Here is a 21,403-nt window from a genome sequence, read left to right on the forward strand (position 1 = left end):
ATGAAAACAGCCCGCTTGTATCTTTTACTCCTGGTTACTACTTTATCATTCCATTACCTGCAGGCACAGGAAAAAGCCGTGCCTGACTTTATCAAAATAAGCGGAGAAGTAAAAAAGCCGTTGCAGCTTACTGTTGCCGACCTTGTCAAAATGAAGCAAACAACAGCCACACTGAAGGACCGCGATGGCAATAACCATACATATTCAGGTGTAGCAGTTCAGGACATCCTTACGCTGGCAGGTGCTGCTACGGGCAAACAATTGCAAAGGGAAAACATGGCGCAATACCTGCTGGTGCGCTGCGCCGATGGATACGAAGTAACTTTCTCCCTGGCCGAACTGGATTCGTCCTTTACTGACCGGGTAGTGATCCTGGCCCATGAACTGGAAGGAAAACCCCTGCCAGCAGGGAAGGTCCCTTTCGCCTGGTGGTGCCCGGCGAAAAAAAGCCTGCCCGCAGTTGTTTCCAGGTCACAGAAATGGTGATCAACTTTGCCAAGGATTGATAAAACCGGGCAAGGTCCCTTGCCTGATCAGTCCTTTTCATAAAATATTTTAACTATATTTATTAATCTAACAAGCATAGACATAACTGCCCGCTGAACAGCCGTAGATAGCGTATTCTATTATTTTACTTTAAAGCTGAAATAATGAAAAAGACAACGTTTATCTGCACACTCATCCTGTTGGCCGTCATTTTATTTCAATGCAATACACCCACACCAGCCACGAGCAGCACTACACCCACCACCTCCACCGATCCGCACAGTAGTCAAAATGCGCTCGATTGGGATGGCATCTACCGCGGTGTATTGCCCTGCGCGGATTGTCCCGGCATACAAACCACCATTTACCTCAACAGGGACCTGACCTACCTTAGAAGAACAAAATACCTGGACAGGAATGATAGTGCCCAGGAAAGCAAGGGCAATTTTAGCTGGAACGCAGCCGGCAATACCATCACTTTACTCAATGCCGATGGGCCTGCCAGCTACTTCGTAGGAGAAAATACGCTTACCCAACTCGATATGAGTGGCAACAAAATTACAGGCAACCATGCGGCTCATTATATACTCTCCAAATCGGCCTACGCCGTCCTGAACCGCTATTGGAAATTGGTTGAACTGATGGGCAAACCGGTGCTGGTGGATAGCACATTCATAAAGGAACCCCACCTGATCCTGCAAGACGATGGCAGCAGGATTGTTGGCAATGGCGGGTGCAATGGCTTTTCAGGTAGTTTTGAAATAAGCCCCTCAACCGCATTAAGTTTTCAAAGATGGTATCTACCCAAATGGCCTGCCGCCAGTTGGCTCTTGAATCCAGTTTCCTGAAAGCTCTGCAAATGGTTGACAATTTTACGATCTCGGCCGATAACCTCAGTTTGAACCGCGCACGCATGGCTCCCTGGCCAGGTTCAAGTCGGTGTACCATGCCAAATGAAAATGATGTATATTTAGTAAACAACCCTTGGTGCCTCACCCATCGCTAACCGCTTTTAAGGGCCCAAGTTTTTTTATTAAACCACCTTATTTTCTATGAAACAATTGTTGCCCTTTATCCTGGCCCTCCTTGTATATAACTCCTCCTGTGCCCAACAATCAGCTCCCCGGCTCATCATCCGTGGCGATGATATGGGGTTTTCACACAGTGGTAACCTGGCCCTTATTAAAACCTATAAAGAAGGCATCGAACAATCGATAGAAGTGATCGTGCCCTCTCCCTGGTTTCCCGAAGCGGCTGCTTTACTGGCCGCCAATCCCGGTGTGGATGTAGGCATCCACCTGGCTATTACCAGCGAGTGGGATAATATAAAATGGAGGCCGGTATCCAATTGCCCCAGCCTCACCAACGCGGACGGTTATTTTTATCCTATGATATGGCCCAATAAAAACTACCCCGATGGCGCCTTGATAGAACATCCGTGGAAAATAGCAGACATTGAAAAAGAATTCCGTGCACAGATTGAACTGGCGCTGAAAAAATTCCCCGCATCAGCCATGTATCTGCCCATATGGGCTGCACGGATATGAACAATGAAGTAAGGGCCCTTACTAAAAAGCTGGCCCAGGAATACAAGATCGATATCGACCTGGCCGATTATGCTGTTCAATACGTTACTTACGATGGGGCTCATGCCACGCTGGCCGAAAAGAAAAAAAGCTTTGCCCGCATGTTACGTTCTTTACAACCTGGCAAAACCTATCTCTACCTCGACCATCCCGCACTCAACGATGCAGAAGCCAAAGCCATTCACCATATTGGTTATGAAAATGTAGCGGAAGACCGCCAGGGCGTTACGGACCTATGGACGGACAAGGAGATCAAAGCATTGATACAGGAGTTGAAGATCCAACTCATCAGCTACGCTGACCTCAAAAATAATCCATCTCAGTCGCCAGCCTTCCTGCCACATGGCGGGATGACGGCTATTTCAAAGCCTCCGGCTTTGTTATTTCTCAATTTTGTCATTGATCCTCGCACCCATTTCTTCCGGCGGATTCCCTAATTTTAAGGTTCGGACAACAAAAGGTCCTTACCATGAAAATAGCTACCTACAATGTGAATGGCGTGAATGGGCGCTTACCTGTATTATTACGCTGGTTGGGTGAAACGACACCGGATGTAGTATGCCTGCAGGAACTGAAGGCGCCACAGGAAAAGTTTCCTGAAGAAGCGATCCGAGAAGCAGGTTATCATGCCATCTGGCATGGGCAAAAGAGCTGGAATGGGGTAGCCATCCTGGCCCGCCATGAACAACCCAAAGAAATAACCCGTGTCTTGCCAGGCGATCCCGAAGATGCGCATAGCAGGTATATTGAAGCAACGGTGAATGGCATCGTGATCGGGTGCTTATACCTGCCCAATGGCAATCCGGCGCCTGGTCCCAAATTCGATTATAAACTAAGTTGGTTTGAGCGGCTGACGGTACATGCGAAAACCCTGCTGGCACAGGATAAACCGGTGGTACTGGCCGGTGATTATAATGTAATGCCCACTGAACTGGATGTGTATAAACCCGAACGTTGGGTGGAGGATGCTTTGTTTCGCCCCGAAACAAGAGCTGCCTTTGCCAAACTGGCTGCACAGGGCTGGACGGATGCGCTGCGTACACTTCACCCTAATGAAACAATCTATACCTTTTGGGATTATTTCCGGGACGCCTATGGCCGCAATGCCGGCCTGCGCATTGATCACTTTTTATTAAGCCCCCAACTGGCCGGCCGTTTGAAATCTGCCGGTGTAGACCGTGAAGTACGTGGATGGGAAAAAACAAGCGACCATGCACCCGTATGGATTGAATTGTCTAAATAACATGAACTCCAAACTGGAAGCATATTACCTCAGCAAACCCGAACCTTATCAAGGCTGCTTGTTGGCACTTTATCAGCTCATAACCGGCTTTAACCCTGCCATTGTACACGAACGGAAATTCCAGATACCCTTCTTCAGCTATAAGGGCAAAAAGCTGGGCTACCTATGGCTCAACCGCAAAAACTCATGTTGGGTTTTTGCCTCGACAAAAGTCTGCAAGCATTTCCGCCCGGTGTAAAACCCAAAGACCAGTATGAATCTTTTCAGATTGACCCCCAGGAAGACTTACCAATAGAATTGATCACCCAAAAGCTACAATACTACCTGGGCCGGATAGACGGCGCCTAATGTAACCCCAATAGAACCCGGCATCTCCTCCCGGAAAGAAAGTTGTACCCTTCCAATTACAGGATCATACTGCCAGAAAACGCTTTACGGTACTACGGCAGGGCTTAAGCAAAGCTCATTTCATTGGCACTATTTCCTACGTCCTATTCCCTATTGATTATCAAACTGCTTACATATTAGCAACATGCTCTCACCAGGCTCCTGCCAGGTTTCAAAGCATACCTTGATTCAAAAGCACTAGCAGCATTTGCCTGGAAAAAGTTTAAATTAGTAATCATCCACCGCATCTTAAACCCAGGAAGCCATGAACAAGACAACTCTTTTGATCGCACTTGGTTGCTTGATCAGTTTGTTTGATTACGCACAAACGGTCAATAAGATCAAGCTTGATACTCTACTAAAAAAAAAGCAGCACAAACACACTCTGAAGCGATTATCATTTACAAGGACAATGAATTAATTGCCGAAAAGTATTTTGGTATTGGGCGTGCGGATAATAAGATTGAAACGATGTCGTGTACCAAAAGCATTGTAGGACTTTCTGTTGCCTGTATGCTTAATGACCGGTTGATTGACAGCCTGGATGTTCCTGTTGCCCAATACTATCCCGAATGGAGACAAGGACAAAAGCAGTTGATTACTTTGCGACACCTGGTGAACATGACTACCGGCATTCAAAACAATCCGAATGCCTCCATAGAGATCCACCCCAGTCCGGACTTTGTACAGTTAGCATTGACAGCAGAGCTTTCGAGCAAGCCTGGCGAGGTATGGAGTTACAACAATAAATCGCTGAACCTCATGGCCGGCATTATCAAAAGATCACCGGCAAGCGGATGGATGAATACATTGGTGAGCGGCTTTTTAAGCCACTGGGCATTACTGATTTTACCTGGTCATTAGACAGTGTGGGCAACCCCCATGTGATGTCGGGCTGTCAGCTAAAGCCGGCCGACTTTGCCAAGATCGGGCTTTTATTGCTGCATAAAGGAAATTACAATGGGCAGCAAATAATAGCAGCCAGGTTTATTGATCAAGTAACTACCCCTTGTAAACAATTTGAAGGGTATGGGCTGTTGTGGTGGATAGACTATGAAAAACAACCTCCATCATTGATGATGCTCATATTGCCACTTTGACAAAAGCCGGGTTGTCGAAATCGTTTATGGAGAAAGTACAAAAATAAAGGGCAGGTATACTTCGCGTGACGTGTACTTTGCAGCCATTCAAAAAGTATTTGGTGAAAATCCCTGGCCTTATATAAGTGAAAACCTGGGGCCTGTTAATCTAGCTTTAAGCAGGAAAGAGTACAGTGGAAACAGGGTCTACCGTGCTGATGGCTATCTGGGCAATTATGTTGTAGTTGATCCCAGCACTAAAATAGCGGCTATCCGGATGATCAGTCACGATAGCTTCCAGGAGGAGAATGACAACTTTACAGAATTTAAACAACTGGTATTGGACCTGGCCAAATAGTTCATCGCTGGGTTATCTTCTTCTTGTGCATAGCGCCCCACTCCTGCAATGAAACAAGCACAGTACGCAAAGTTTCAGCATATTCAGTACGTGCATATTCAACTGAGGCAGGAGTAGTTGAGGTATCTACATTCCTTAGTACAAATCCATTCAATTCGAGGTTCTTCAATTCATTGGACAAGACCCTGGCCGAAATACCCTTTACCATTCGCTGCAATTCATTAAATCGCTTATTGCCATCGGCAAGTGCAATAATGATCCTTAACTTCCATTTACCACCCACTACATACATAGCATCTTCCACTGCGCTTAGCGCATTTAAACACCCTGTAGAAAGGCTAACTGAAACCTGAGCTGTATTCATAATAACGTATTAGACAGTATACTACAGGGAACCACTAACCTTCAGGTTAGCCTGCGTAATACCCCAACAAATGTACATAGCTTGCACTTGCAAACCTGCGCAGGGGCGAAACATTCACACTTTATTCATAACTACTTTATTGACAATACAATGAAGCACATCTTGCATATTACCTCCAGCCCCAGAGGTAACCAATCACATAGCATTATGCTGGCCAACCGCATTATCGAATTACTCTCAGTCCGGTATCCGGGAAGTACTTTGAGCGTTAACGATACGGTTGAAAAGAATTATATCCACCTGAATGCCATTCATCCGGTAGCCTATAGAATGCCGGACGCCGAACACTCCCAGGAACAGAAAGATACGCTCTACAGCTCTGATTTGGCCGTACATGAATTAGTGCAGGCCGACATCATCGTGATCAGTATACCATTGTACAACTTCAATATTCCTTCGGCCCTGAAAGCCTGGATAGATCATATAGTAAGAGCCGGCAAAACCTTTTCTTATGCTGGAGGCAAAGCAGAAGGATTACTTACAAACAAAAAGGTTTACCTGGCGATTGCCTCAATGGCGTTTATTCGGATGGGCCGATGAAGTCCTTTGATTTTGGTGAGCCCTATCTCCGGTTTATCTTCGGCTTCATGGGTATCACCGATATCACTACCTATCGCGTAGAAGGAGTTGGTATGCCAGGCATCATGGAAACCGCCTTACAAAAGGGATTGGAAAGCGTGGCTGTATCATGAAGTGTGGCGAGTGCCACCAATTTTATTCCTTTACGATGGTACCGATGGCGCCAGCTTTATAAAACAATCCACCGTAGGTTAATCCTTGGGCAGGTTGGTCTTTGTGTAACAGCGAGAACACCTGTTCAACATCCTGGTGCATGGCAACCATATCAATCAGTAATGAAGCTGCATCTGCCATTTGTAGGGGAATACTAACCGGCATACCATAACCAGTTCCCCCGGCAAGACTTTGCTTGCCAGACGCAGGCTGCGCCTGCGCCCAATAATTGCTTTCCAGCAAACCGGTAAGCAATAGAACGGTGAGGATATAACGTAGATGTATTTTCATACTAAAGGGTATAAAAGTTTTCATGGGTACCGAAGTAACCTGACTATTAGACATGGATGTAAATCAGGACAAAAAAGGAACTTGGATTTTTGGAGGGTGGTGTGTGGTGCTTTATAAGCAGTATATAGAACGGTAGGTGATTCCTGTTTTCCCGATGGGATAGTTAAGTAATGGCAAAGCAAGTTCAAATAGTTGGTAAATCAAATGCCCTATAACCCCGGCACGCTAAAACACCGCCCGAACTGCCACAAAATACAGTTGAACAAACTTGTTAAAATGGTTAGATCGGGGCCCGGGGCCCTCCAAAATCAGGCTTTAAGTACTAAATTGCAGCAGGCCTTCCGTTTTATTGGGAGGAACTTATCAATCAGGATGTTATGTATTTCACACGCCTGCCTTGCAGGGACAATTGACAAACCTCCTGGCAGCCTTGGATAGCCAGGGATATTCGGATAATATGGTAGACGAACACCTGGTTTATCTGTTACGTCATTTGGTGCGAACACAACATGCAGCCTCTATCCGCGTAGCCAATGTTCAGGCCATTAAAGCAGCTACCCGGACCGAGATCTATAGGCGGGTTGCCATTGCCAGGGATATTTTGCATTCCACTTATATGGAAAATCCCGACCTGAAGGCCATTAGTACGATCGCCTGTTTATCTGTTCCGCAGTTGGTGAGGCAGTTCAAATCAGTATTTCAAACTACCCCCATCAATACCTCACCCAGGTTAAATTGCAAAGGGCTGCCCACTTATTAAAGCACACCAATCAGCCGGTACATGAAATTACCTGGCAATGCGGCTTTGAGAACGTCAGCGCCTTTTGTCGTGCTTTCAAATCACATTATGGTGTTCAACCCATTGCCTTCAGGAAATCATCGGCCAGTTGAATGCGTAGCAGTTATGGCTTGCTCAAAAGGGAAGGTTTTATATCTGACAGACCGTGGTGACCAATAATACGTTTATACCGCAGTTTCTTCTTCTTTAAAAATTGGTAAAACTCCCTTGATACCTGGATGGCTGGTGTGATCGTTCCATCTTCGGGCATGGACAACAGATCGCCCTCATAAATGAGGGATTCAAGCGGTAAATACAAAAATGATAATCCTTGCGCGTGACTATTGGGTACTTTATAAAAACCCACTTGATGATGACCGTCGCTGATGGACGTATCACCACAAAAAAAACAAGAAAGCGGGTTGCCTGTCTTTAAGTAATTGACGGATCGGTTTTTCCATGGTGGGGGTACAAATAATAGTAGCCCCTGCATCAACCAACTTACCAAGCCCCGCAACATGGTCTTTATGAAAATGAGAGAGGTGTACATATTTAACGGGTTTACCGGGCAAGGTTTTATGTACCAGTTCCAACACAGCCTGTGTAGCCCCCTCCGAAACAGGGGCTTCCGTAAGCACCAGGTACTTTTCCATATTGATGAAAATAACATTCCGGTCACCATCTACCTTTTCTACTAAAAAAATCATTATTGTCCGACTAAAAATAAAGAAAGGGGCTAAAAAGGGCAGTTCTGAAGAACCACCCTAAATAGTTAAGTTTGAGTTACCACACTTAAAAATAACTATGGGTGAAAATAAGAAATTTCCCGGACAGCCGATTTTGTCACAGATATTAAATGTTATACCAGGCTCCATAATCAATGCAGCAAACAGAAAACATAAGGCAAACCGGTATTATAAACGTCTGCCTTTGCGGATTCACTTAGTGAGCCTGTTGTATGGAGTCTTTTGTTACTGCAATGGGCTACGGGAACTATGTGAGGGGTTATTGGCATGTGAAGGAAAGTTGTCCCACCTGGGTTTAGATAAAGCGCCGGCCCGTAGCACGATATCGGATGCGAATAATAAACGCAGCTACCAGGTCTTTGAAACAATTTATTACGGTTTGCTTAAGCAGTACCACAGCTTTATCCCGGACAGCCGGTTAAAAGGATTGAGTATCAGGAATCTGAAGATTATAGACAGTACTACTATCCAGCTTTTTGCGAGCTATTGCGGGGTGTCGGTCGCAACCGCTTAGATGGGGCCAGAAAAAAAGGAAGTCTTAAAGTGCATGCCCTGATGGATGCCTTTAGTGATGTGACGGAGTTTGTCCGCATGACAGAAGCCCGGGAACATGACCGAAAATTCCTATATCATCTGAAACTACCGGCGAATAGCTGGCTGGTGTTCGATAAAGCTTATACTGTATATGAACAGTTTGCTAAATGGACCAGCCAAAAGATATGGTTTGTATCGCGGATGAAGGACAATGCTGTTTATCATGTAACAAAAGTTTTGGTGGACAATACCAAAAAGCACAACGCCAAAGGGGTTCTGAAGGAACAATATATTACCGTTGGGGTCAAGAAGAATGGAATAGAAGTGGAACGGCTAAAACTGAGGCGCATTATATTTAAATCCGATGACGGAAAGGTCTATGTATTTGTGACGAATAATTTTACCCTATGGGCAAAACAAATTGCTACCATTTATAAAACCCGGTGGATGATTGAATTGCTGTTTAAACAGATCAAACAGAACTTTCCATTGCGCTATTTCTGGGAGCCAGCCCCAATGCTATTAAAATGCAGGTATACTGCGTGCTGATAGCGCAACTGTTAATGGTAGTAATCAGGAAGAAAGCGGCTACCAAAAAGTCATTTGCTAACATGATTACCGTTATACGATTGCATTTGATGAGTTATGAGGAATTGATGGAATTTATCAAAGACACTTATAAAGGCTGGAGAAAGACACACAATGCATCGTTTGCTTTTTCGCCGTAATAAAACAGGGGTAGTACCCCGGTTTTGAAACAACTGTTTTTATCATGTAACCCTTATTAGCAAAGGGATACAGGCATTTTTAACCCGGTTTTTGTCGGACAACAATGATTCATTATATGAATGTACCATCGTCTATGACAACTCCCCAACACCATTATTACGTAAAAAATTTTACGCTCTTTTCGGGCGAAGTGCCAGTCCGCTTAATGCCGCGCCGGTCAGAGCCAGTACAAGGGAAACGATTGCTCCGGCTTTTCCGCTGCCCGAACCAAAAACAGCGCCGGCAGAGGTGCTAAGATGTATCACACTGAGGATAATGGCTATCCCTCCCAGTGATAAGGCAATAATGGCTTGTGTTCGCCTATTCCCCTTGGCCCCAACGCCGGAAAGGTTACTTGAGCTTGAACTTGCTTTAGCCCGCCATCCCAAAATTAAACTGATGAGTGCTATTACGCCTCCAACTATGGAAGTGGCGCGTCCTGCAGTAATGCCGGTAACATACGGAGAAGTTCCATCAGGTACTGACTGTGAAAATACTTTTCCCGTTCCTAAAAAGAAAAATCCAATAATTAAGCAGCCCTGTAGAAGGAATAATGCAAAATTTTTCATGACGGTCTTGTGCTGTAACTGTAAGTTCATAGGAATTTTTGACAAAGCTATACACAATGAAGCGGATAAAATTGTAAAATCACGACATGTTTCAGCCCTGGATCAGGGATTGAATTCTTCAAACGCCCGGTAATCAGCCGCATCCTTTTGACGCGTGATAAAAGCCTTTGGATTATAGCCGGAAAATAACCGGAAGTCATGAATGAAGTGGGATTGATCGTAATAACCGCAATGATAAGCCATTTCCGTCAGCGACCCGGGCCGTTTTTCAAATCCTTTTATAACGGCATTGAACCGGGCAATTCTCTGGAATTGTTTAGGGCTGTATCCGGCATAGTGAATAAATTTTCTCTCAAACTGTCTGCGGGACAAATAACAACCATCTGCCAGCGCCGGAATAGACAACGCAGCGGAGGAGAAAAGTATATTTCTGATCGAATCAAAAACAGGGTTCTCCGTTTCCCGCCTCTTTGCCAGCCGTTGTAGAATAAATTGTGAAATAAGCATTGCACGTTTTCGATGATCGGGCGCTGCATATATTTTCTCTTCCAGCAACAACCCTTCGTGGCCGAGCAGTGTTGCTGTATCAACTGTTTCATCACTCAGTGCATGGGCAGGTAAACCAAAAATTCCCGGTATGGAATATGGAAACAGATATACGCCAAACAGGCAAAAATCGTTCGCTGTATTCAACTTTTTAAAGCCCTGCATCTGACCGGACAGGCAGGAAGAAGGCGTTTTTGACATTCAGATCCCTTCACCCGCACTTCAAATTGCCCTTTGCAATAAAAGATCCATTCCGGTGAGCTCTCGGCCAGCACCCGGTGATTGAATGGCTTTTCGGCTGTAGCCGAGCCTTCCAGTACCCAAAAAACTGGATGTACTCCGCAAGTTTAGCCGGGGAGAGATGGTATAATAGTTCATATTATTTTACGTGTTGCGCCCTATGTTTACAAGCTGACAGCGCTTATCTATTCAAAAATTTTGGTACAACAACCGTTCCTGCCTTTATTTCATCTGTTGCTCTTACAAGCAACGTATCTCCTTCTGTAAGGTCGCCAAAAATTTCAATCTTATTTCCTGTATTAATACCAGCCCGTACATCCACCCACACTGTTTTACTGTCCTTTAAACAGATCACGAACCGCTTTTCCAGATTGGTAACTACCGCTGCAGACGGCACTAAAAGGTTGGTGCGGTTCTGCCCAGTTGCAGCACCGCATTGGCATACATGCCTGATTTCAACTGCCCATCGTTGTTTTGAAACAGGTACTCCCATGTTTCAGTCCTGTTAGAAAGATTTATAGCACCGGATTTACGCGACAATTTTGCCTGGTAGGTAATATCTGGCCGGGCATCTACTGTAAACCTGATTGAAGCGGTTGCTGCATTCGCAGCGGTGTAGGCTTCAGGTACAGGTACCCTCAGGCGCAGGGTACTAATATTTTCCATTACCAGCATAGGTTTAGTATTACCAGCATTAACCAATGTGCCGGGATCTACATTTCGTTGGGTTACAATTCCACTGAAAGGCGCACGAATGGTCAAATAATCTTTCAATTGGGCATAAGCATTCGTTTTAGAGCGGGCTGCATCAAGGATAGCGCTATCCGCCAGCATCTGGCTTTTTGCTTTCTCCAGTTCCCCGGCAGCTACCGTCCCCTCTATTTTCGCGGCATTAACGATCCGCCTGTATGCATCCAGGCTTCCGAGATATTTTGAACGGGCAGTTTGCACCTCCGCATTAGCCTGTACATAGTTGGCAACCATTTCAGGCGCTTCCAGCACTGCCAGCAATTGCCCTTTACTCACCCTATCGCCAATATCAACTTTCAAGGCACTTACATACCCGCTTACTTTCGCAAAGATCTCGGCCCGCTCCAGTGGTACCAGTTCTGCCGGGAAAGTGATCTGTTTATTCACGGTATCCTTTTGCAGAATAAATACAGGAATGGAATCGACGCCCGTTTTTTTATCGTTTCTGCATTACCGCTTCCCTGTTGGCAGCCTGTTGCTACCATGGTAATGATTGATGCTAATCCTATGATGGAATATGAAAGTCTCATTGAAAGATTTTTTATAGAAAGTGAATTTATTCATTGTTTGCATCATAATACCGGCTGTCCCTATCTTCCGGGTACAGCGAAGGGCTATGGTATGCTTTTCTGCCCATCATTCTTGTATAGATAGCCGGGAGAAAAACTAGCGTGCTGATGGTGGAAAAGATAAGCCCTCCAATAACTGCAATGCCCAACGGCGCTGTCTGGTCGCCTCCTTCACCAAGCCCGATAGCCATCGGAACCATGCCTGCAATCATGGCAAGGCTGGTCATCAGGATGGGACGCAAACGGTTGCTGGCACCAGTCACAGCAAAACCGGAACTTAACTCCAGCTTCCGGTATTGCTCACCATTGGTCACCAGCAGGATGGCATTGGCTACTGCCACACCCACGGCCATTATCGTACCCATATACGATTGTATGTTCAGGGTTTGACCCGTTGCCAGCAACATCAGTACGGCACCGGCAATTACCGCAGGCACTACCGATAAAACTGTCAATGATAACCTGAACGACTGGAAATTGACCGTCAGCATCAAAAAGATCACTACAATGGCGATCAATAACCCGGTTTCCAACTCACTCATCGTTTGATCAAGCAGGTCCGCCTGGCCCCGCAACATTATTTTTACCCCTGCTGGTAACTGGCCCAATGAAGCAATGGCATTTTTGACATCCTTTATAGCCGTTCCCACGTCTTTTATAAATATTCGCTGTAAGGGTGATGTACCGCTGCTGGTTAATGCGATCATATTCGCCTGGTGAAGTGATTTTTGTGGAGTGGCTACATCTCTTAGGTAAATGGCATTGCCGGTACCCGCTGTAACGGGCACTAATCCCAATTCCTCACTATTATTGATGCGGTATTGGGGATATTCCACCTGCACCTGGTAGGCGGTGCCAGTGTTCTTATCCAGCCAATAATTAGGTTGGGTAAATCGGCTGGAGGAGGTAGCGGTCACTGTTGATTTGCTGATCTGATCAACTGTTAAGCCCAACTGCCCGGCTTTTACGCGGTCAATATTTAATTTGATTCCGGGATACTCCAACGGTGTGGCAATCTGAACGTCCCGGAGGTACGCAATTTCCTGCAGCTTCTTATTCAGATCAGCAGCAACTTTCCGGCTTTGAGAAAGATTTCTGCCCATCACTGCAATTTCAATGGGATTGGAAGAACCGAGGTTGACCACCTGTTCCACCATATCACCAGGCTCAAAGGATAGCGTGGCTGTTGGCATGGCTGTTTTGGCAGCTTTACGCAATGCTTCCTTAAACTCCTCAATGGGAATACCAGTCCCTTTCCGCAGCTTTATTTTTATAACGGACTCATGAGGCCCGCTTGTCCACAAGTGGATCAGGTTGACCGGGTAGCTGGAAGGCTGCACCCCTACAAAAGCCGAGCTGATCTCAATATGACCGTTTGCAATACTATCTGCCCAATGCAATACTTCCTGCGTGGCTGTTTCCGTTCTTTCCACGCGGGTGCCGGCGGGTAGTCTTAACCGTACCTGTGCCTGCCCTGCATCCGTTTTTGGGAATATCTCCGTGCCCATTAACATAAATCCACCGGCCAATAATCCGAATGCCAATAAAAGATAAACAGGCGTAGCCCACGATGATTTTTCTACAAAGCCTTTCAACCAGTGTTTATACCGCACCCTGAAATGGTTGAACCGCCTGGCGGCGCCGGCTTCTCCTTCCGGCATCCGGTCTTTGAGCAGCCAGTGAGACAAAACAGGAACCAGGGTTTGCGACAGCAGGAAAGAAGCCACCATAGCAAACCCTACGGCCAGCGACAACGGCAGGAACATGGAACCGGGAATGCCGGTCATGAACAATGCAGGCACAAAAACTGCAATTACACAAAGCAGGATGAGCAGTTTGGGCAGTGCAATTTCCCGGCAGGCATCCCAAATTGCTTTTGCCTTTGATTTACCCAGTTCCTGGTGATGGTGTATGTTTTCAATGGTCACGGTAGATTCATCCACCAAAATACCTATCGCCAGTGCCAGGCCACCCAAAGTCATTACATTGAGTGTTTGTCCGAAAATTTTCAGGAAGATAACAGCAGATAGCAAAGCCAGTGGAATGGTGATCACCACTATAAAGGCACCCCGGATATCCCGAAGGAACAACAGCACCATCAAACCAGTTAAGATAGCACCCAGTATGCCTTCCGCCATCAGGCTTTTTAATGAGTTGATAACGTAGCCCGATTGATCAAATGCGTATGTTACCTTGATATCTTCCGGAACTGCTGCCTGCATATCGGGCAATGCAGCTTTCACTCTTTGCACCACATCCCAGGTAGCAGCATCGGCGCGTTTGGTGACAGGGATATAGACCGATCTTTTGCCGTTGATCAGTGCGTAACCGGTAGTTACGTCTGAACCTAATTCCACGTTGGCGATATCCCGCACATATACCGACGGGCCAGCTCCAAGCTTCAGCGGAATATTTTCCAGTTCCCGGATGTTTTCCACTACAGCATTCTGTGAAATGATCAGCGTCTCATCGCCCTCCCTGATATTACCTGCCGGGGTAATGCTGTTGGAACGGGCTAATGCCTGCACCACTTCATCCGGCGACAAATTATAATTCCTGATCTTTTCGGGATCAACTTTTATAATAACGGTTTTCTGGTTGCCGCCAAAAGGCGGGGGTGCTGATACGCCTGGCAGTGTTGAAAACATAGGCCGTACCTTGAACAACGCCAGGTCCTGTATCTCCCCAGCGACCTGGTTTCGGACGTGAACACCAATTGCCCTACCGGTACGCTGCCTGCATCAAAACGGGTAACAAAAGGAGGTACTGCACCGGGCGGCATGAAAGCACGGGAACGATTCACATACCCTACCACTTCTCCCATCGCCTGGCTCATATCCGTTCCTTCATTGAATTGTATTTTAATGATAGTGGCTCCCTGGATAGATTTGGATTCTACAAACCTTACCCCCGTTACATATAAAAAGTGATATTCATAATAAGAGGCGATAAACCCCTCCATCTGCTCCGGGGAAAGGCCGCCATAAGGCTGTGCTACATAAATGGTAGGCAAACCCATTTTAGGGAAGATATCCACTTTCATGGTTTTGATGGTGAGCCATGAAAAAAAGACGATCGCTATAAAGGTTACCACTATCGCTAATGGCCTGCGTAATGCCAATGCTATTAATCTGATCATAACCTTGCTAATTAACCTGTTTTAAAAATAAGTTCAGATCACCATTTACCGCAGCTTTATACAGCAACGCCTTCCACACAGCCACATAAGCGGTCTTATTATCAACCGTCGCTTTCACAAGTACATATTGGGCCTGCATCAGATCGGAAAAATTGGCTAAGCCTGACTGGTAACGGGATTGTAATGCTTTATAAGAGAAACTGGCCGATTCATAAAATAAGGGGCTTTCCTGTGCCACTGCCAAGGCTGTGCCCAGGGTAGTATCTGCCAGCTCGTTCTGTTTCCTGATCTGCAAAGCGGCTTCAAGGAATTTTTCTTCATTGGATTTAATCAAGAAATCCTGTTGCTGTACTTGTGATTTTATTCTCGTAAACTGTAAAAGGGGAATGCTTAACTGTAATCCCGCGCCATAATTGTACCGCTGAAAAGAAAGACCGTCCGTTGCTTTCACCATGCCATTATTGTCAATACCGGAACCTCTTGCATAAGCCGTTCCCCAGACGGAAAGTGTAGGCATGGTAGTTTTAGACAACACCTTTTTCTTTGCTTTGCTTAGTTCAATCGTTGAATGATATAAAGTCAATAGGGGATTCCGGGCTGTATCAGCAACGGTATAGCCGGTAGGCAATTTTCCAAAATAGCTGGTATCAGCAACGGAGGGCATATTATCTGATGCCAGTAACCCGGAAAGGGTAATGGCAGTTTGATCTTTATACTTGCGGCTGTTCAGTAGGTCTACTTTTGCCCTGGAAACTTCTGCTTTAAGCAAAGCCGTATCCACACCCGGTTTGATACCATTTATCACCAACGTTTTTACAACGGATAAACTGGCGGCTGTACGGGCAAGGTTTTCCTGGTAAACTTTCTCCAGCTCCATAGCCGTCACCATGTCCAGGTACGCGTTGATCACCCTGATCTTATGCTGAAAAATCTCGTTCTGTACATCCGCCTGTGCGTATTGTACACCTGCTTTCGCAAAACCTACCAGCGACTGCCGCTGCCCAAAGGTTAACGGCTGCCAGTTCAGGAGTAAGCTGGTGGCACTGCCAAACACGCCGCTGTAGTCATTGTCGGCAGAAGGCGGCCCGCTGATCGGAATAAGGTATTGCGGATATGCCATGCCGGTAATATTGTTATAAGTGGAATAGTTGGCCTGGTAAGACACGTCCAGCGAGGGAATAAACGTGCTTTTGCTGGCATTTACACCTTTTGCGCAGCCTGCACGTCCAATACTTTTGATTTTAGCAGCGGGTAATTGGTTTCTGCCATTTGCAATAGCCGGGGCAAGGTAGCTGATTGTTGCTGCGCAACTACCTTTATGCCTGCCAGCATAATCCAACCTTGTAACAGGATGGCTGCCGAGAGTTTTAGCGTCATTAATTTTCTGTTTTACAGATTTTTTAGTTTATATTATTCCTGCACCCAATGCCAATGAAATAATGATCAGCATGATGGCTACAAGCGTTTGTATGAATTTCAGCGTAACTTTTTTTCAACAGCCTGTTCCCCATATACGATCCGGTAACGGCTGCGAGGGCGGCACAGATGACCAATGTCCCATTTTCATGCAATCCTGATTTTGCAAACCGGGTAGCATATACGGACAGCCTGGTGAAATCTACCAGGGTGGATACCACTACTGCTGTTGCAATAAAGGCTTCTTTCGACAGGCCGGCTCTGATTAAAAAAGCGCTGCGTAAAGCACCCTGGTTACCTGATAACCCGCCAAAAATCCGCTTAATGCCCCGCCAATAGGCAATTTCTCTTTTCCAAACCGCAGTTTGCTGAAAAAGGGGACTAAATCAATAAGCGCAAAAATGATCAGCAGTATAGAGATAATGAATTTTATGGGCGAAACCTCAAATGTCCGCCCACTGATGGAATAGGAGAAAAGCGGTTGTAAGTCCGTAATTTGAAGCAGCAACCAGGCCCCGGCGAAAGCAGCTGCTACAGCAGGAATACCGAACCGCAGCAGCACTTGTTTATCAGCCTTTTTGCCTACCAATACCAGCTTGAAGGTGTTATTAAAAAATGCACTACTCCTGTTAAGGCAATCGCTACTTCAACGGGGAAGAAAATCATAAATAACGGCGTGAGAATAGTACCTAAGCCAAATCCTGAAAAAAAGTGAGGATGGATACGATAAAAGCGGCCAGTGTTAAAATGACTGTTTCCATAGTTTCCTTGTGAGTTTCCGGTCAAGCGACCACTTGCCTCCGCCTCTAACAATTAAGAAGATGCTGCCCAACAACATGGCCCAATCTGTACGGCTGCCATGCATCATTTCCCAAAAGCCGTCATTGACTAAAACTGCAGCCTTTGTAGTAGCAATGGCCACCAGCATAATAATGAGTAACGGAATAGCTGCCAGCCGTGTGAGCAATCCTGCCAGAACTAATACTGCGCAAATGATCTCAAAGCTGCCCACAAACGGGCCTAAAAATTCCGGTGAGGGTAATCCGATCTTCGCAAAGCGACCTGATCCCTAATGCAGCAGCGAATAAAAATTTCTGTATGCCCTCGGAGAGGAAGACAATACCTACCATTAACCGAATAAGAATAGTGGTTTTGGAATTGTCGGTATTTAAAAATCGCCGCCCTCTTATTTTTTTCTGAAACTGCAAAACAAAAAATTTTGTGTCGTATTAAATGGTGTTGTGTGGTCTTCGGTGATGCACTCTATTTTTCAAAACCGTTATTCAGTTCGTTTGCCAAAGTGCCTTCGCTGTATTGCCTGATGTCAAGTCCACTGCACTTTTTGGGCCCGTTTTCACTGAAAGTTCCGATTGTTAAAACACCATTTTCTTTTACACTTTTTCGTGCAGTAGAAAGATATTTTGTGATTTGCGGTCCAGTTGTCAGGAAGTGAAAGGTGGCACGGTCGTGCCAAAATCATAAGTTTGCGTTGGTTCAAACGCTGTAATGTCAGTAACAATCCACTTAACGGTGGCGGCTTTGTCGCCAAGTCGTTTTTTTGCTCTTATCAAGGCTTCTTCGCTAATGTCCAATACGGATATATTTTCAAAGCCCTCATCGAGCAAAAAGTCCACCAGTTTACTATCGCCACCCCAACATCAATGATGCTGGCTTGCTTGTTCAAATTTGCAGCATGAATAAAGTCAATCGAAGTTTGAGGAATTTCCTGTGTCCAGCTAAGTTCGTTCGGTTGCCTGGTAGCGTAAATGTTTTCCCAATGATTTTTGACTCCATCATATTGAATTTTATTTTCTCTAATTGATAACCTGCATAATCCCAGTTTTGCATCTTGGCCGGCCCAATACCATTCCAGGTATCGATATTCTGTTTCTGCCATCGCCAGGTCAAAGCCACGGAATCGAATTTAAATTGTTCCGATCTTTTCTTATTCAGAACCTTTTATCCAATTTCCCTTCACTTCCCGCCCATCTAAATATCAAACGGCAAAAATACGGCTATAATGATGGGGATGGACGATTTCATAGAGCGTACCGGTATGCACAACTTACCCTGCGACAAATATGAAACATTAAATTCCCGGTTTATGGTATAAAAGGTCAATTTTATGGTATATTTGAAAATAGCAGGCCTCTAATTACCATCCCGGAAAGCGCGTGGTGTTTGAAGGGTTTTTCGTTTGAAGTACTTTACAAAATGGGATGGATCGGTAAAATCGAGCCTGAAAGAAATTTCAGCAACCGTTATATCTGTATAAATCAACAGTCGTTTTGCTTCGCTGATAATAAATTCCGAAAGTACTTCCTCTGATGATTGGTTAACGGCCTTACGGCAGGCGGCATTCAGATTTTGCGCTGATACGTTCAGTTGTCCCGCATAATACTGGACGCTGTTTTTAATTATTCCTTCCGTACTCAGCAAGGAGAGAAAAGATTGATAGAGGCTGGAATTGGTTGCTACTCTGCCTGCAATTGGTTTTGCATCTTCCAGCACTTTCGCCAGCAGTGCTTTGAGCAGGCCCTCGACGACATGAAACGTATATTTCCCTTCGTTTTTGTTTTCTTCGGCAAGTAATTCAAAAAGCGCCTGAATGGTGCTTTCATCGTGTACATATAGGGCAGTTTGTCCACTGATTTTGGTAAAGAGGGCTTTTAATTCACTATCCAGGCTTTTCTCTAAAAATGGCTTCTTTATTATGGCTACGAACCCATCAGGCTCGCTATTCAGCTCCCAATAATGTGCCTGCTCCCTGCGGATGAAATACATGACAGGCGGCTTGACTTCAAATTTTAGCGCATCAATATAATGGAACCCTTTACCCTGTGAGAGGTAAAGAATTTCAAAATAGTTATTGTGTTTATGCGGCGTTGTTTTCCTGATTTCCTTTTTGAAAGGTGCAATCTTAATGGGCTTTCCACTTTCGATTTTATCCTTTATTTGAAATTTGGTGGCCATTATAGCATTTGAACTGTTTAGATGGAGTAGGTAATCCAAAGATATTTATAGAAAAACCAAGGCTCCGCATTCAATGTACAGAATATCCCGGATTATGAAACGATGTCACAAAAATAGCCGAAATCTTTCTATTATAGCGCTATCCCGACAGAAACTATGATGTACTTAAATTGCCAATCCCATCTTTTCCACTTTCTCTTTAATTAGTTTCATATCACCCCTTGCCAGCTACAAATCCTTGACCTTTTTAGCCGCCTCTTCCAGGCTGATACGGATATATTTATAAAAATCCTTTTCCCTCCTGCGGCCGCTAATTCTCATGATCAAATCCACTAGGGTACCTGCTAAAAACTCATTGGTACAGAATGAGCGCCGGGCGGTGTGCGAGGTAATCCAGTCATATTTGGACTTGATGACAACCACCTGCTGGTTTCCCTTTTTGTACGAGAACATAATGGGCTGTGTAATACCAGCCAGCTTTCCAATGGCCTTAATATGGCGGTTAAACTCCGGGTTAGTCAATTTAGGAATCCGGTCCTGGAACTGCCGGGTGAAGATCAGGCTTTGCTTCATATTGCAAGAGGGTGACTACGGGGTGATCAGACTTTTCCTGCTTTTTATAAAGCATATCCTGCCGCAAATCCTCCGGCTTCAGGGTGGAGAGGTCCGAAAACCTTAGCCCCGTCAGGCAGCCAGGATAAACAAATCCCGGTACCCAACCGGGTGGGAATGCTCAGATAAATCTGTTTGATAGATCGTTGCTATTTCCTCATGCGAAAGGTAAATAGCGTCGCTTTCCGATTCAGGTATCTTGAAATCAGTAAGTTCAATGTGTACCTCCGAGTAGCTAAAAATTAAGATATTATAAAAAGTTTACTTTTTGGGCTTATCAAAAATGTAAACGTATGGAACAAAAGCAATCAAGTGGCTTATCGAAGGAGCAAAAAATGTTCGCGTTGATAGCTGAACATGAAGCCAGTTCGATGACAGTAAAAGATTTTTGTGAGTTGTATGATCTTTCACCTGGTACATATCACTACTGGCAGAAGAAATATCACGCCCGGTTGGAAGATAAGCCGATGGAGAATCAAAGTAGTTTCACTTTGCTAACAGTGACAGGGCAGCAAGAGGTTTCCATTTCCCAGGATCTCTTTGCGGAATACCGGGGCATCCGTTTTTACCGGGAGCCATCTGTGAGTTTTTTAAAAGCTTTAATCAGTTAACTTATGTTACAGATCAACAACGGCACCCATTACTGGTTGTATCATAAGTGGGCGGATGTAAGGAAGAGTTTTGACGGTTTGAGCGGGCTTGTTACCAACGAACTGGGAATGGAAATTCAGACGGGTGATGTATTTATCTTTTGAACAAACGGCAAACGCACCTGAAGGCGTTAGAATGGGAAGGGGATGGTTTTAGCTTATACTATAAGCGATTAGAGGAAGGTACCTTTGAGTTACCGGCAGGTATTATGGAAGGCACTCACAGTAGTATTACGGCTAAACAATTAAGTATGATCTTACAGGGCGTTTCTTTGAAGAAAGCGTTTTTCGAAAGCGGTACATCGGTACGATGTAATCCTTATGGATCATGGGTTGAATATATTTGACGTTGCCATCGAAAAAAATGGCAACGTTTTTTATTTTAAGAAAAACAGGCCGGGTTATCCACATTTTTGGTGCTGTTTTTTAAAATCATTTTTGAATGCGGGTTTATCCACGCATCGGCTGTATAACTTTCGGTTATACGATATAGCTTAAATGCATAGCCGGGCTATCTTTGTATAATG

At 45.1% G+C, this 21,403-nt stretch carries 33 protein-coding genes and 2 pseudogenes; 18 read left to right on the plus strand and 17 right to left on the minus strand.

Annotated elements, in window-relative coordinates; genetic code table 11:
• From RS881_RS44885 to RS881_RS44925, 9 genes and pseudogenes are all read left to right on the plus strand, one after another.
• Window positions 1-486 carry a molybdopterin-dependent oxidoreductase gene (locus RS881_RS44885; RefSeq protein ID WP_315816759.1) on the plus strand — a complete coding sequence of 162 codons (486 nt, stop codon included), beginning with the start codon at window positions 1-3 and terminating at the stop codon, window positions 484-486.
• 164 nt (window positions 487-650) lie between these two features.
• Window positions 651-1,492, plus strand: a pseudogene (locus tag RS881_RS44890) (copper resistance protein NlpE N-terminal domain-containing protein).
• Between the two features lie 46 nt (window positions 1,493-1,538).
• Window positions 1,539-2,033 (plus strand): ChbG/HpnK family deacetylase, encoded by a 495-nt coding sequence (locus RS881_RS44895; protein WP_315816761.1) that lies wholly within the window; start codon window positions 1,539-1,541, stop codon window positions 2,031-2,033.
• On the plus strand, window positions 2,030-2,509 hold the full coding sequence (locus RS881_RS44900; RefSeq protein ID WP_315816762.1) for a hypothetical protein: 480 nt from the start codon (window positions 2,030-2,032) through the stop codon (window positions 2,507-2,509). Before RS881_RS44895 ends, RS881_RS44900 begins: the two co-directional genes overlap by 4 nt.
• A 32-nt stretch (window positions 2,510-2,541) precedes the next feature.
• Entirely contained in the window at window positions 2,542-3,315 is a 774-nt protein-coding gene (gene xth / locus RS881_RS44905; RefSeq protein WP_315816763.1) for an exodeoxyribonuclease III, read from the plus strand.
• A gap of 165 nt (window positions 3,316-3,480) precedes the next feature.
• Window positions 3,481-3,663 (plus strand): hypothetical protein, encoded by a 183-nt coding sequence (locus tag RS881_RS44910; protein WP_315816764.1) that lies wholly within the window; start codon window positions 3,481-3,483, stop codon window positions 3,661-3,663.
• A 459-nt stretch (window positions 3,664-4,122) separates the two neighbouring features.
• The gene (locus RS881_RS44915) at window positions 4,123-4,566 is read left to right on the plus strand and encodes a serine hydrolase (protein WP_315824808.1); all 444 of its coding nucleotides are present in this window, start codon (window positions 4,123-4,125) and stop codon (window positions 4,564-4,566) included.
• A gap of 5 nt (window positions 4,567-4,571) precedes the next feature.
• Window positions 4,572-4,802: a hypothetical protein gene (locus tag RS881_RS44920; protein WP_315816765.1), complete on the plus strand. Its 231-nt coding sequence runs from the start codon at window positions 4,572-4,574 to the stop codon at window positions 4,800-4,802.
• Between the two features lie 70 nt (window positions 4,803-4,872).
• Window positions 4,873-5,139, plus strand: a complete 267-nt coding sequence (locus tag RS881_RS44925) for a hypothetical protein (RefSeq protein ID WP_315816766.1) — start codon at window positions 4,873-4,875, stop codon at window positions 5,137-5,139.
• 1 nt (window position 5,140) lies between these two features.
• Here the strand turns inward: RS881_RS44925 and RS881_RS44930 are convergent, their stop codons facing one another.
• Window positions 5,141-5,503 (minus strand): winged helix-turn-helix transcriptional regulator, encoded by a 363-nt coding sequence (locus RS881_RS44930; RefSeq protein ID WP_315816767.1) that lies wholly within the window; start codon window positions 5,501-5,503, stop codon window positions 5,141-5,143.
• A 150-nt stretch (window positions 5,504-5,653) separates the two neighbouring features.
• On the opposite strand from RS881_RS44930, the gene RS881_RS44935 reads away from it, so the two are divergent.
• Window positions 5,654-6,103, plus strand: a complete 450-nt coding sequence (locus RS881_RS44935) for an FMN-dependent NADH-azoreductase (protein WP_315816768.1) — start codon at window positions 5,654-5,656, stop codon at window positions 6,101-6,103.
• Window positions 6,100-6,255: an NAD(P)H-dependent oxidoreductase gene (locus tag RS881_RS44940; protein WP_315816769.1), complete on the plus strand. Its 156-nt coding sequence runs from the start codon at window positions 6,100-6,102 to the stop codon at window positions 6,253-6,255. The genes RS881_RS44935 and RS881_RS44940 overlap by 4 nt, the downstream gene beginning before the upstream one ends.
• Before the next feature lie 22 nt (window positions 6,256-6,277).
• Here RS881_RS44940 and RS881_RS44945 read toward each other — a convergent pair whose 3' ends face one another.
• The gene (locus RS881_RS44945; RefSeq protein WP_315816770.1) at window positions 6,278-6,586 is read right to left on the minus strand and encodes a hypothetical protein; all 309 of its coding nucleotides are present in this window, start codon (window positions 6,584-6,586) and stop codon (window positions 6,278-6,280) included.
• Between the two features lie 397 nt (window positions 6,587-6,983).
• Here RS881_RS44945 and RS881_RS44950 point away from each other — a divergent pair, with 397 nt between their 5' ends.
• Both RS881_RS44950 and RS881_RS60810 read left to right on the plus strand, forming a co-directional pair.
• Window positions 6,984-7,346, plus strand: a complete 363-nt coding sequence (locus RS881_RS44950) for a hypothetical protein (RefSeq protein WP_315816771.1) — start codon at window positions 6,984-6,986, stop codon at window positions 7,344-7,346.
• Window positions 7,322-7,477, plus strand: coding sequence for a helix-turn-helix domain-containing protein (locus RS881_RS60810; protein WP_350340015.1), 156 nt, complete (start codon window positions 7,322-7,324; stop codon window positions 7,475-7,477). Before RS881_RS44950 ends, RS881_RS60810 begins: the two co-directional genes overlap by 25 nt.
• Window positions 7,478-7,488: 11 nt before the next feature.
• Here the strand turns inward: RS881_RS60810 and RS881_RS44955 are convergent, their stop codons facing one another.
• Together RS881_RS44955 and RS881_RS44960 are read right to left on the minus strand one after the other, a co-directional pair.
• Window positions 7,489-7,731: a hypothetical protein gene (locus RS881_RS44955; protein ID WP_315816772.1), complete on the minus strand. Its 243-nt coding sequence runs from the start codon at window positions 7,729-7,731 to the stop codon at window positions 7,489-7,491.
• A gap of 28 nt (window positions 7,732-7,759) precedes the next feature.
• Window positions 7,760-8,071 (minus strand): MBL fold metallo-hydrolase, encoded by a 312-nt coding sequence (locus RS881_RS44960; protein ID WP_315816773.1) that lies wholly within the window; start codon window positions 8,069-8,071, stop codon window positions 7,760-7,762.
• 97 nt (window positions 8,072-8,168) lie between these two features.
• On the opposite strand from RS881_RS44960, the gene RS881_RS60815 reads away from it, so the two are divergent.
• Genes RS881_RS60815 through RS881_RS44970 form a run of 3 tightly spaced genes read left to right on the plus strand, consistent with a single transcriptional unit; the run spans window position 8,169 to window position 9,372 of the window.
• Complete coding sequence (locus RS881_RS60815; protein ID WP_350340016.1) at window positions 8,169-8,624, plus strand: DUF4372 domain-containing protein; 456 nt, start codon at window positions 8,169-8,171, stop codon at window positions 8,622-8,624.
• The gene (locus RS881_RS44965) at window positions 8,597-9,193 is read left to right on the plus strand and encodes an IS4 family transposase (protein WP_315816774.1); all 597 of its coding nucleotides are present in this window, start codon (window positions 8,597-8,599) and stop codon (window positions 9,191-9,193) included. Before RS881_RS60815 ends, RS881_RS44965 begins: the two co-directional genes overlap by 28 nt.
• Window positions 9,187-9,372: a hypothetical protein gene (locus tag RS881_RS44970; protein ID WP_315816775.1), complete on the plus strand. Its 186-nt coding sequence runs from the start codon at window positions 9,187-9,189 to the stop codon at window positions 9,370-9,372. The genes RS881_RS44965 and RS881_RS44970 overlap by 7 nt, the downstream gene beginning before the upstream one ends.
• Window positions 9,373-9,543: 171 nt before the next feature.
• Here RS881_RS44970 and RS881_RS44975 read toward each other — a convergent pair whose 3' ends face one another.
• The 13 genes from RS881_RS44975 to RS881_RS45035 all read right to left on the minus strand — a co-directional run bounded on the left by RS881_RS44975 (window position 9,544) and on the right by RS881_RS45035 (window position 20,187).
• The gene (locus RS881_RS44975; RefSeq protein WP_315816776.1) at window positions 9,544-10,011 is read right to left on the minus strand and encodes a DUF6223 family protein; all 468 of its coding nucleotides are present in this window, start codon (window positions 10,009-10,011) and stop codon (window positions 9,544-9,546) included.
• Between the two features lie 72 nt (window positions 10,012-10,083).
• A complete protein-coding gene (locus tag RS881_RS44980) occupies window positions 10,084-10,728 on the minus strand; it encodes a helix-turn-helix domain-containing protein (RefSeq protein WP_315816777.1) in 645 nt (214 codons plus the stop codon).
• Between the two features lie 220 nt (window positions 10,729-10,948).
• Complete coding sequence (locus RS881_RS62430; protein WP_484557608.1) at window positions 10,949-11,260, minus strand: efflux RND transporter periplasmic adaptor subunit; 312 nt, start codon at window positions 11,258-11,260, stop codon at window positions 10,949-10,951.
• Window positions 11,164-11,904, minus strand: coding sequence for an efflux RND transporter periplasmic adaptor subunit (locus tag RS881_RS44990; RefSeq protein ID WP_315816779.1), 741 nt, complete (start codon window positions 11,902-11,904; stop codon window positions 11,164-11,166). The genes RS881_RS62430 and RS881_RS44990 overlap by 97 nt, the downstream gene beginning before the upstream one ends.
• Window positions 11,905-12,073: 169 nt before the next feature.
• Entirely contained in the window at window positions 12,074-14,734 is a 2,661-nt protein-coding gene (locus tag RS881_RS44995) for an efflux RND transporter permease subunit (RefSeq protein ID WP_315816780.1), read from the minus strand.
• The gene (locus RS881_RS45000) at window positions 14,665-15,225 is read right to left on the minus strand and encodes an efflux RND transporter permease subunit (protein ID WP_315816781.1); all 561 of its coding nucleotides are present in this window, start codon (window positions 15,223-15,225) and stop codon (window positions 14,665-14,667) included. Before RS881_RS45000 ends, RS881_RS44995 begins: the two co-directional genes overlap by 70 nt.
• Before the next feature lie 7 nt (window positions 15,226-15,232).
• Window positions 15,233-16,390 (minus strand): TolC family protein, encoded by a 1,158-nt coding sequence (locus tag RS881_RS45005; protein ID WP_315816782.1) that lies wholly within the window; start codon window positions 16,388-16,390, stop codon window positions 15,233-15,235.
• Window positions 16,391-16,425: 35 nt separating this feature from the next.
• Window positions 16,426-16,602, minus strand: a complete 177-nt coding sequence (locus RS881_RS45010; protein WP_315816783.1) for a hypothetical protein — start codon at window positions 16,600-16,602, stop codon at window positions 16,426-16,428.
• A gap of 304 nt (window positions 16,603-16,906) precedes the next feature.
• The gene (locus tag RS881_RS45015; RefSeq protein ID WP_315816784.1) at window positions 16,907-17,203 is read right to left on the minus strand and encodes a hypothetical protein; all 297 of its coding nucleotides are present in this window, start codon (window positions 17,201-17,203) and stop codon (window positions 16,907-16,909) included.
• Between the two features lie 180 nt (window positions 17,204-17,383).
• Window positions 17,384-17,653: a DoxX family protein gene (locus RS881_RS45020; protein ID WP_315816785.1), complete on the minus strand. Its 270-nt coding sequence runs from the start codon at window positions 17,651-17,653 to the stop codon at window positions 17,384-17,386.
• Window positions 17,654-18,083: 430 nt separating this feature from the next.
• Entirely contained in the window at window positions 18,084-18,266 is a 183-nt protein-coding gene (locus RS881_RS45025) for a class I SAM-dependent methyltransferase (protein ID WP_315816786.1), read from the minus strand.
• Window positions 18,267-18,792: 526 nt separating this feature from the next.
• Window positions 18,793-19,614 carry an AraC family transcriptional regulator gene (locus tag RS881_RS45030; protein ID WP_315816787.1) on the minus strand — a complete coding sequence of 274 codons (822 nt, stop codon included), beginning with the start codon at window positions 19,612-19,614 and terminating at the stop codon, window positions 18,793-18,795.
• 228 nt (window positions 19,615-19,842) lie between these two features.
• Window positions 19,843-20,187 carry a site-specific integrase gene (locus RS881_RS45035; RefSeq protein ID WP_315816788.1) on the minus strand — a complete coding sequence of 115 codons (345 nt, stop codon included), beginning with the start codon at window positions 20,185-20,187 and terminating at the stop codon, window positions 19,843-19,845.
• A 332-nt stretch (window positions 20,188-20,519) separates the two neighbouring features.
• Here RS881_RS45035 and tnpA point away from each other — a divergent pair, with 332 nt between their 5' ends.
• Together tnpA and tnpB are read left to right on the plus strand one after the other, a co-directional pair.
• A complete protein-coding gene (gene tnpA / locus RS881_RS45040) occupies window positions 20,520-20,837 on the plus strand; it encodes an IS66 family insertion sequence element accessory protein TnpA (RefSeq protein ID WP_315814461.1) in 318 nt (105 codons plus the stop codon).
• Between the two features lie 3 nt (window positions 20,838-20,840).
• Window positions 20,841-21,223: pseudogene (gene tnpB / locus RS881_RS60820) on the plus strand (IS66 family insertion sequence element accessory protein TnpB).
• Window positions 21,224-21,403: the final 180 nt, after the last annotated feature.

The organism is Paraflavitalea speifideaquila, from assembly GCF_032395985.1.
GTDB classification, from domain to species: Bacteria; Bacteroidota; Bacteroidia; order Chitinophagales; family Chitinophagaceae; genus Paraflavitalea; species Paraflavitalea speifideaquila.

Coding starts and splice junctions, on each gene's coding strand:
- RS881_RS45000 (WP_315816781.1), bottom strand. CDS start 15,225: ATGATCAGATTAATAGCATTGGCATTACGCAGGCCATTAGCGATAGTG.
- tnpA (WP_315814461.1), top strand. CDS start 20,520: ATGGAACAAAAGCAATCAAGTGGCTTATCGAAGGAGCAAAAAATGTTC.
- RS881_RS44940 (WP_315816769.1), top strand. CDS start 6,100: ATGAAGTCCTTTGATTTTGGTGAGCCCTATCTCCGGTTTATCTTCGGC.
- RS881_RS45030 (WP_315816787.1), bottom strand. CDS start 19,614: ATGGCCACCAAATTTCAAATAAAGGATAAAATCGAAAGTGGAAAGCCC.
- RS881_RS62430 (WP_484557608.1), bottom strand. CDS start 11,260: ATGGGAGTACCTGTTTCAAAACAACGATGGGCAGTTGAAATCAGGCAT.
- RS881_RS44930 (WP_315816767.1), bottom strand. CDS start 5,503: ATGAATACAGCTCAGGTTTCAGTTAGCCTTTCTACAGGGTGTTTAAAT.
- RS881_RS45010 (WP_315816783.1), bottom strand. CDS start 16,602: ATGACGCTAAAACTCTCGGCAGCCATCCTGTTACAAGGTTGGATTATG.
- xth (WP_315816763.1), top strand. CDS start 2,542: ATGAAAATAGCTACCTACAATGTGAATGGCGTGAATGGGCGCTTACCT.
- RS881_RS44895 (WP_315816761.1), top strand. CDS start 1,539: ATGAAACAATTGTTGCCCTTTATCCTGGCCCTCCTTGTATATAACTCC.
- RS881_RS44900 (WP_315816762.1), top strand. CDS start 2,030: ATGAACAATGAAGTAAGGGCCCTTACTAAAAAGCTGGCCCAGGAATAC.
- RS881_RS60815 (WP_350340016.1), top strand. CDS start 8,169: ATGGGTGAAAATAAGAAATTTCCCGGACAGCCGATTTTGTCACAGATA.
- RS881_RS44980 (WP_315816777.1), bottom strand. CDS start 10,728: ATGTCAAAAACGCCTTCTTCCTGCCTGTCCGGTCAGATGCAGGGCTTT.
- RS881_RS44995 (WP_315816780.1), bottom strand. CDS start 14,734: ATGTTTTCAACACTGCCAGGCGTATCAGCACCCCCGCCTTTTGGCGGC.
- RS881_RS44935 (WP_315816768.1), top strand. CDS start 5,654: ATGAAGCACATCTTGCATATTACCTCCAGCCCCAGAGGTAACCAATCA.
- RS881_RS44975 (WP_315816776.1), bottom strand. CDS start 10,011: ATGAACTTACAGTTACAGCACAAGACCGTCATGAAAAATTTTGCATTA.
- RS881_RS44910 (WP_315816764.1), top strand. CDS start 3,481: ATGGCTCAACCGCAAAAACTCATGTTGGGTTTTTGCCTCGACAAAAGT.
- RS881_RS44945 (WP_315816770.1), bottom strand. CDS start 6,586: ATGAAAATACATCTACGTTATATCCTCACCGTTCTATTGCTTACCGGT.
- RS881_RS44960 (WP_315816773.1), bottom strand. CDS start 8,071: ATGATTTTTTTAGTAGAAAAGGTAGATGGTGACCGGAATGTTATTTTC.
- RS881_RS45035 (WP_315816788.1), bottom strand. CDS start 20,187: ATGAAGCAAAGCCTGATCTTCACCCGGCAGTTCCAGGACCGGATTCCT.
- RS881_RS44885 (WP_315816759.1), top strand. CDS start 1: ATGAAAACAGCCCGCTTGTATCTTTTACTCCTGGTTACTACTTTATCA.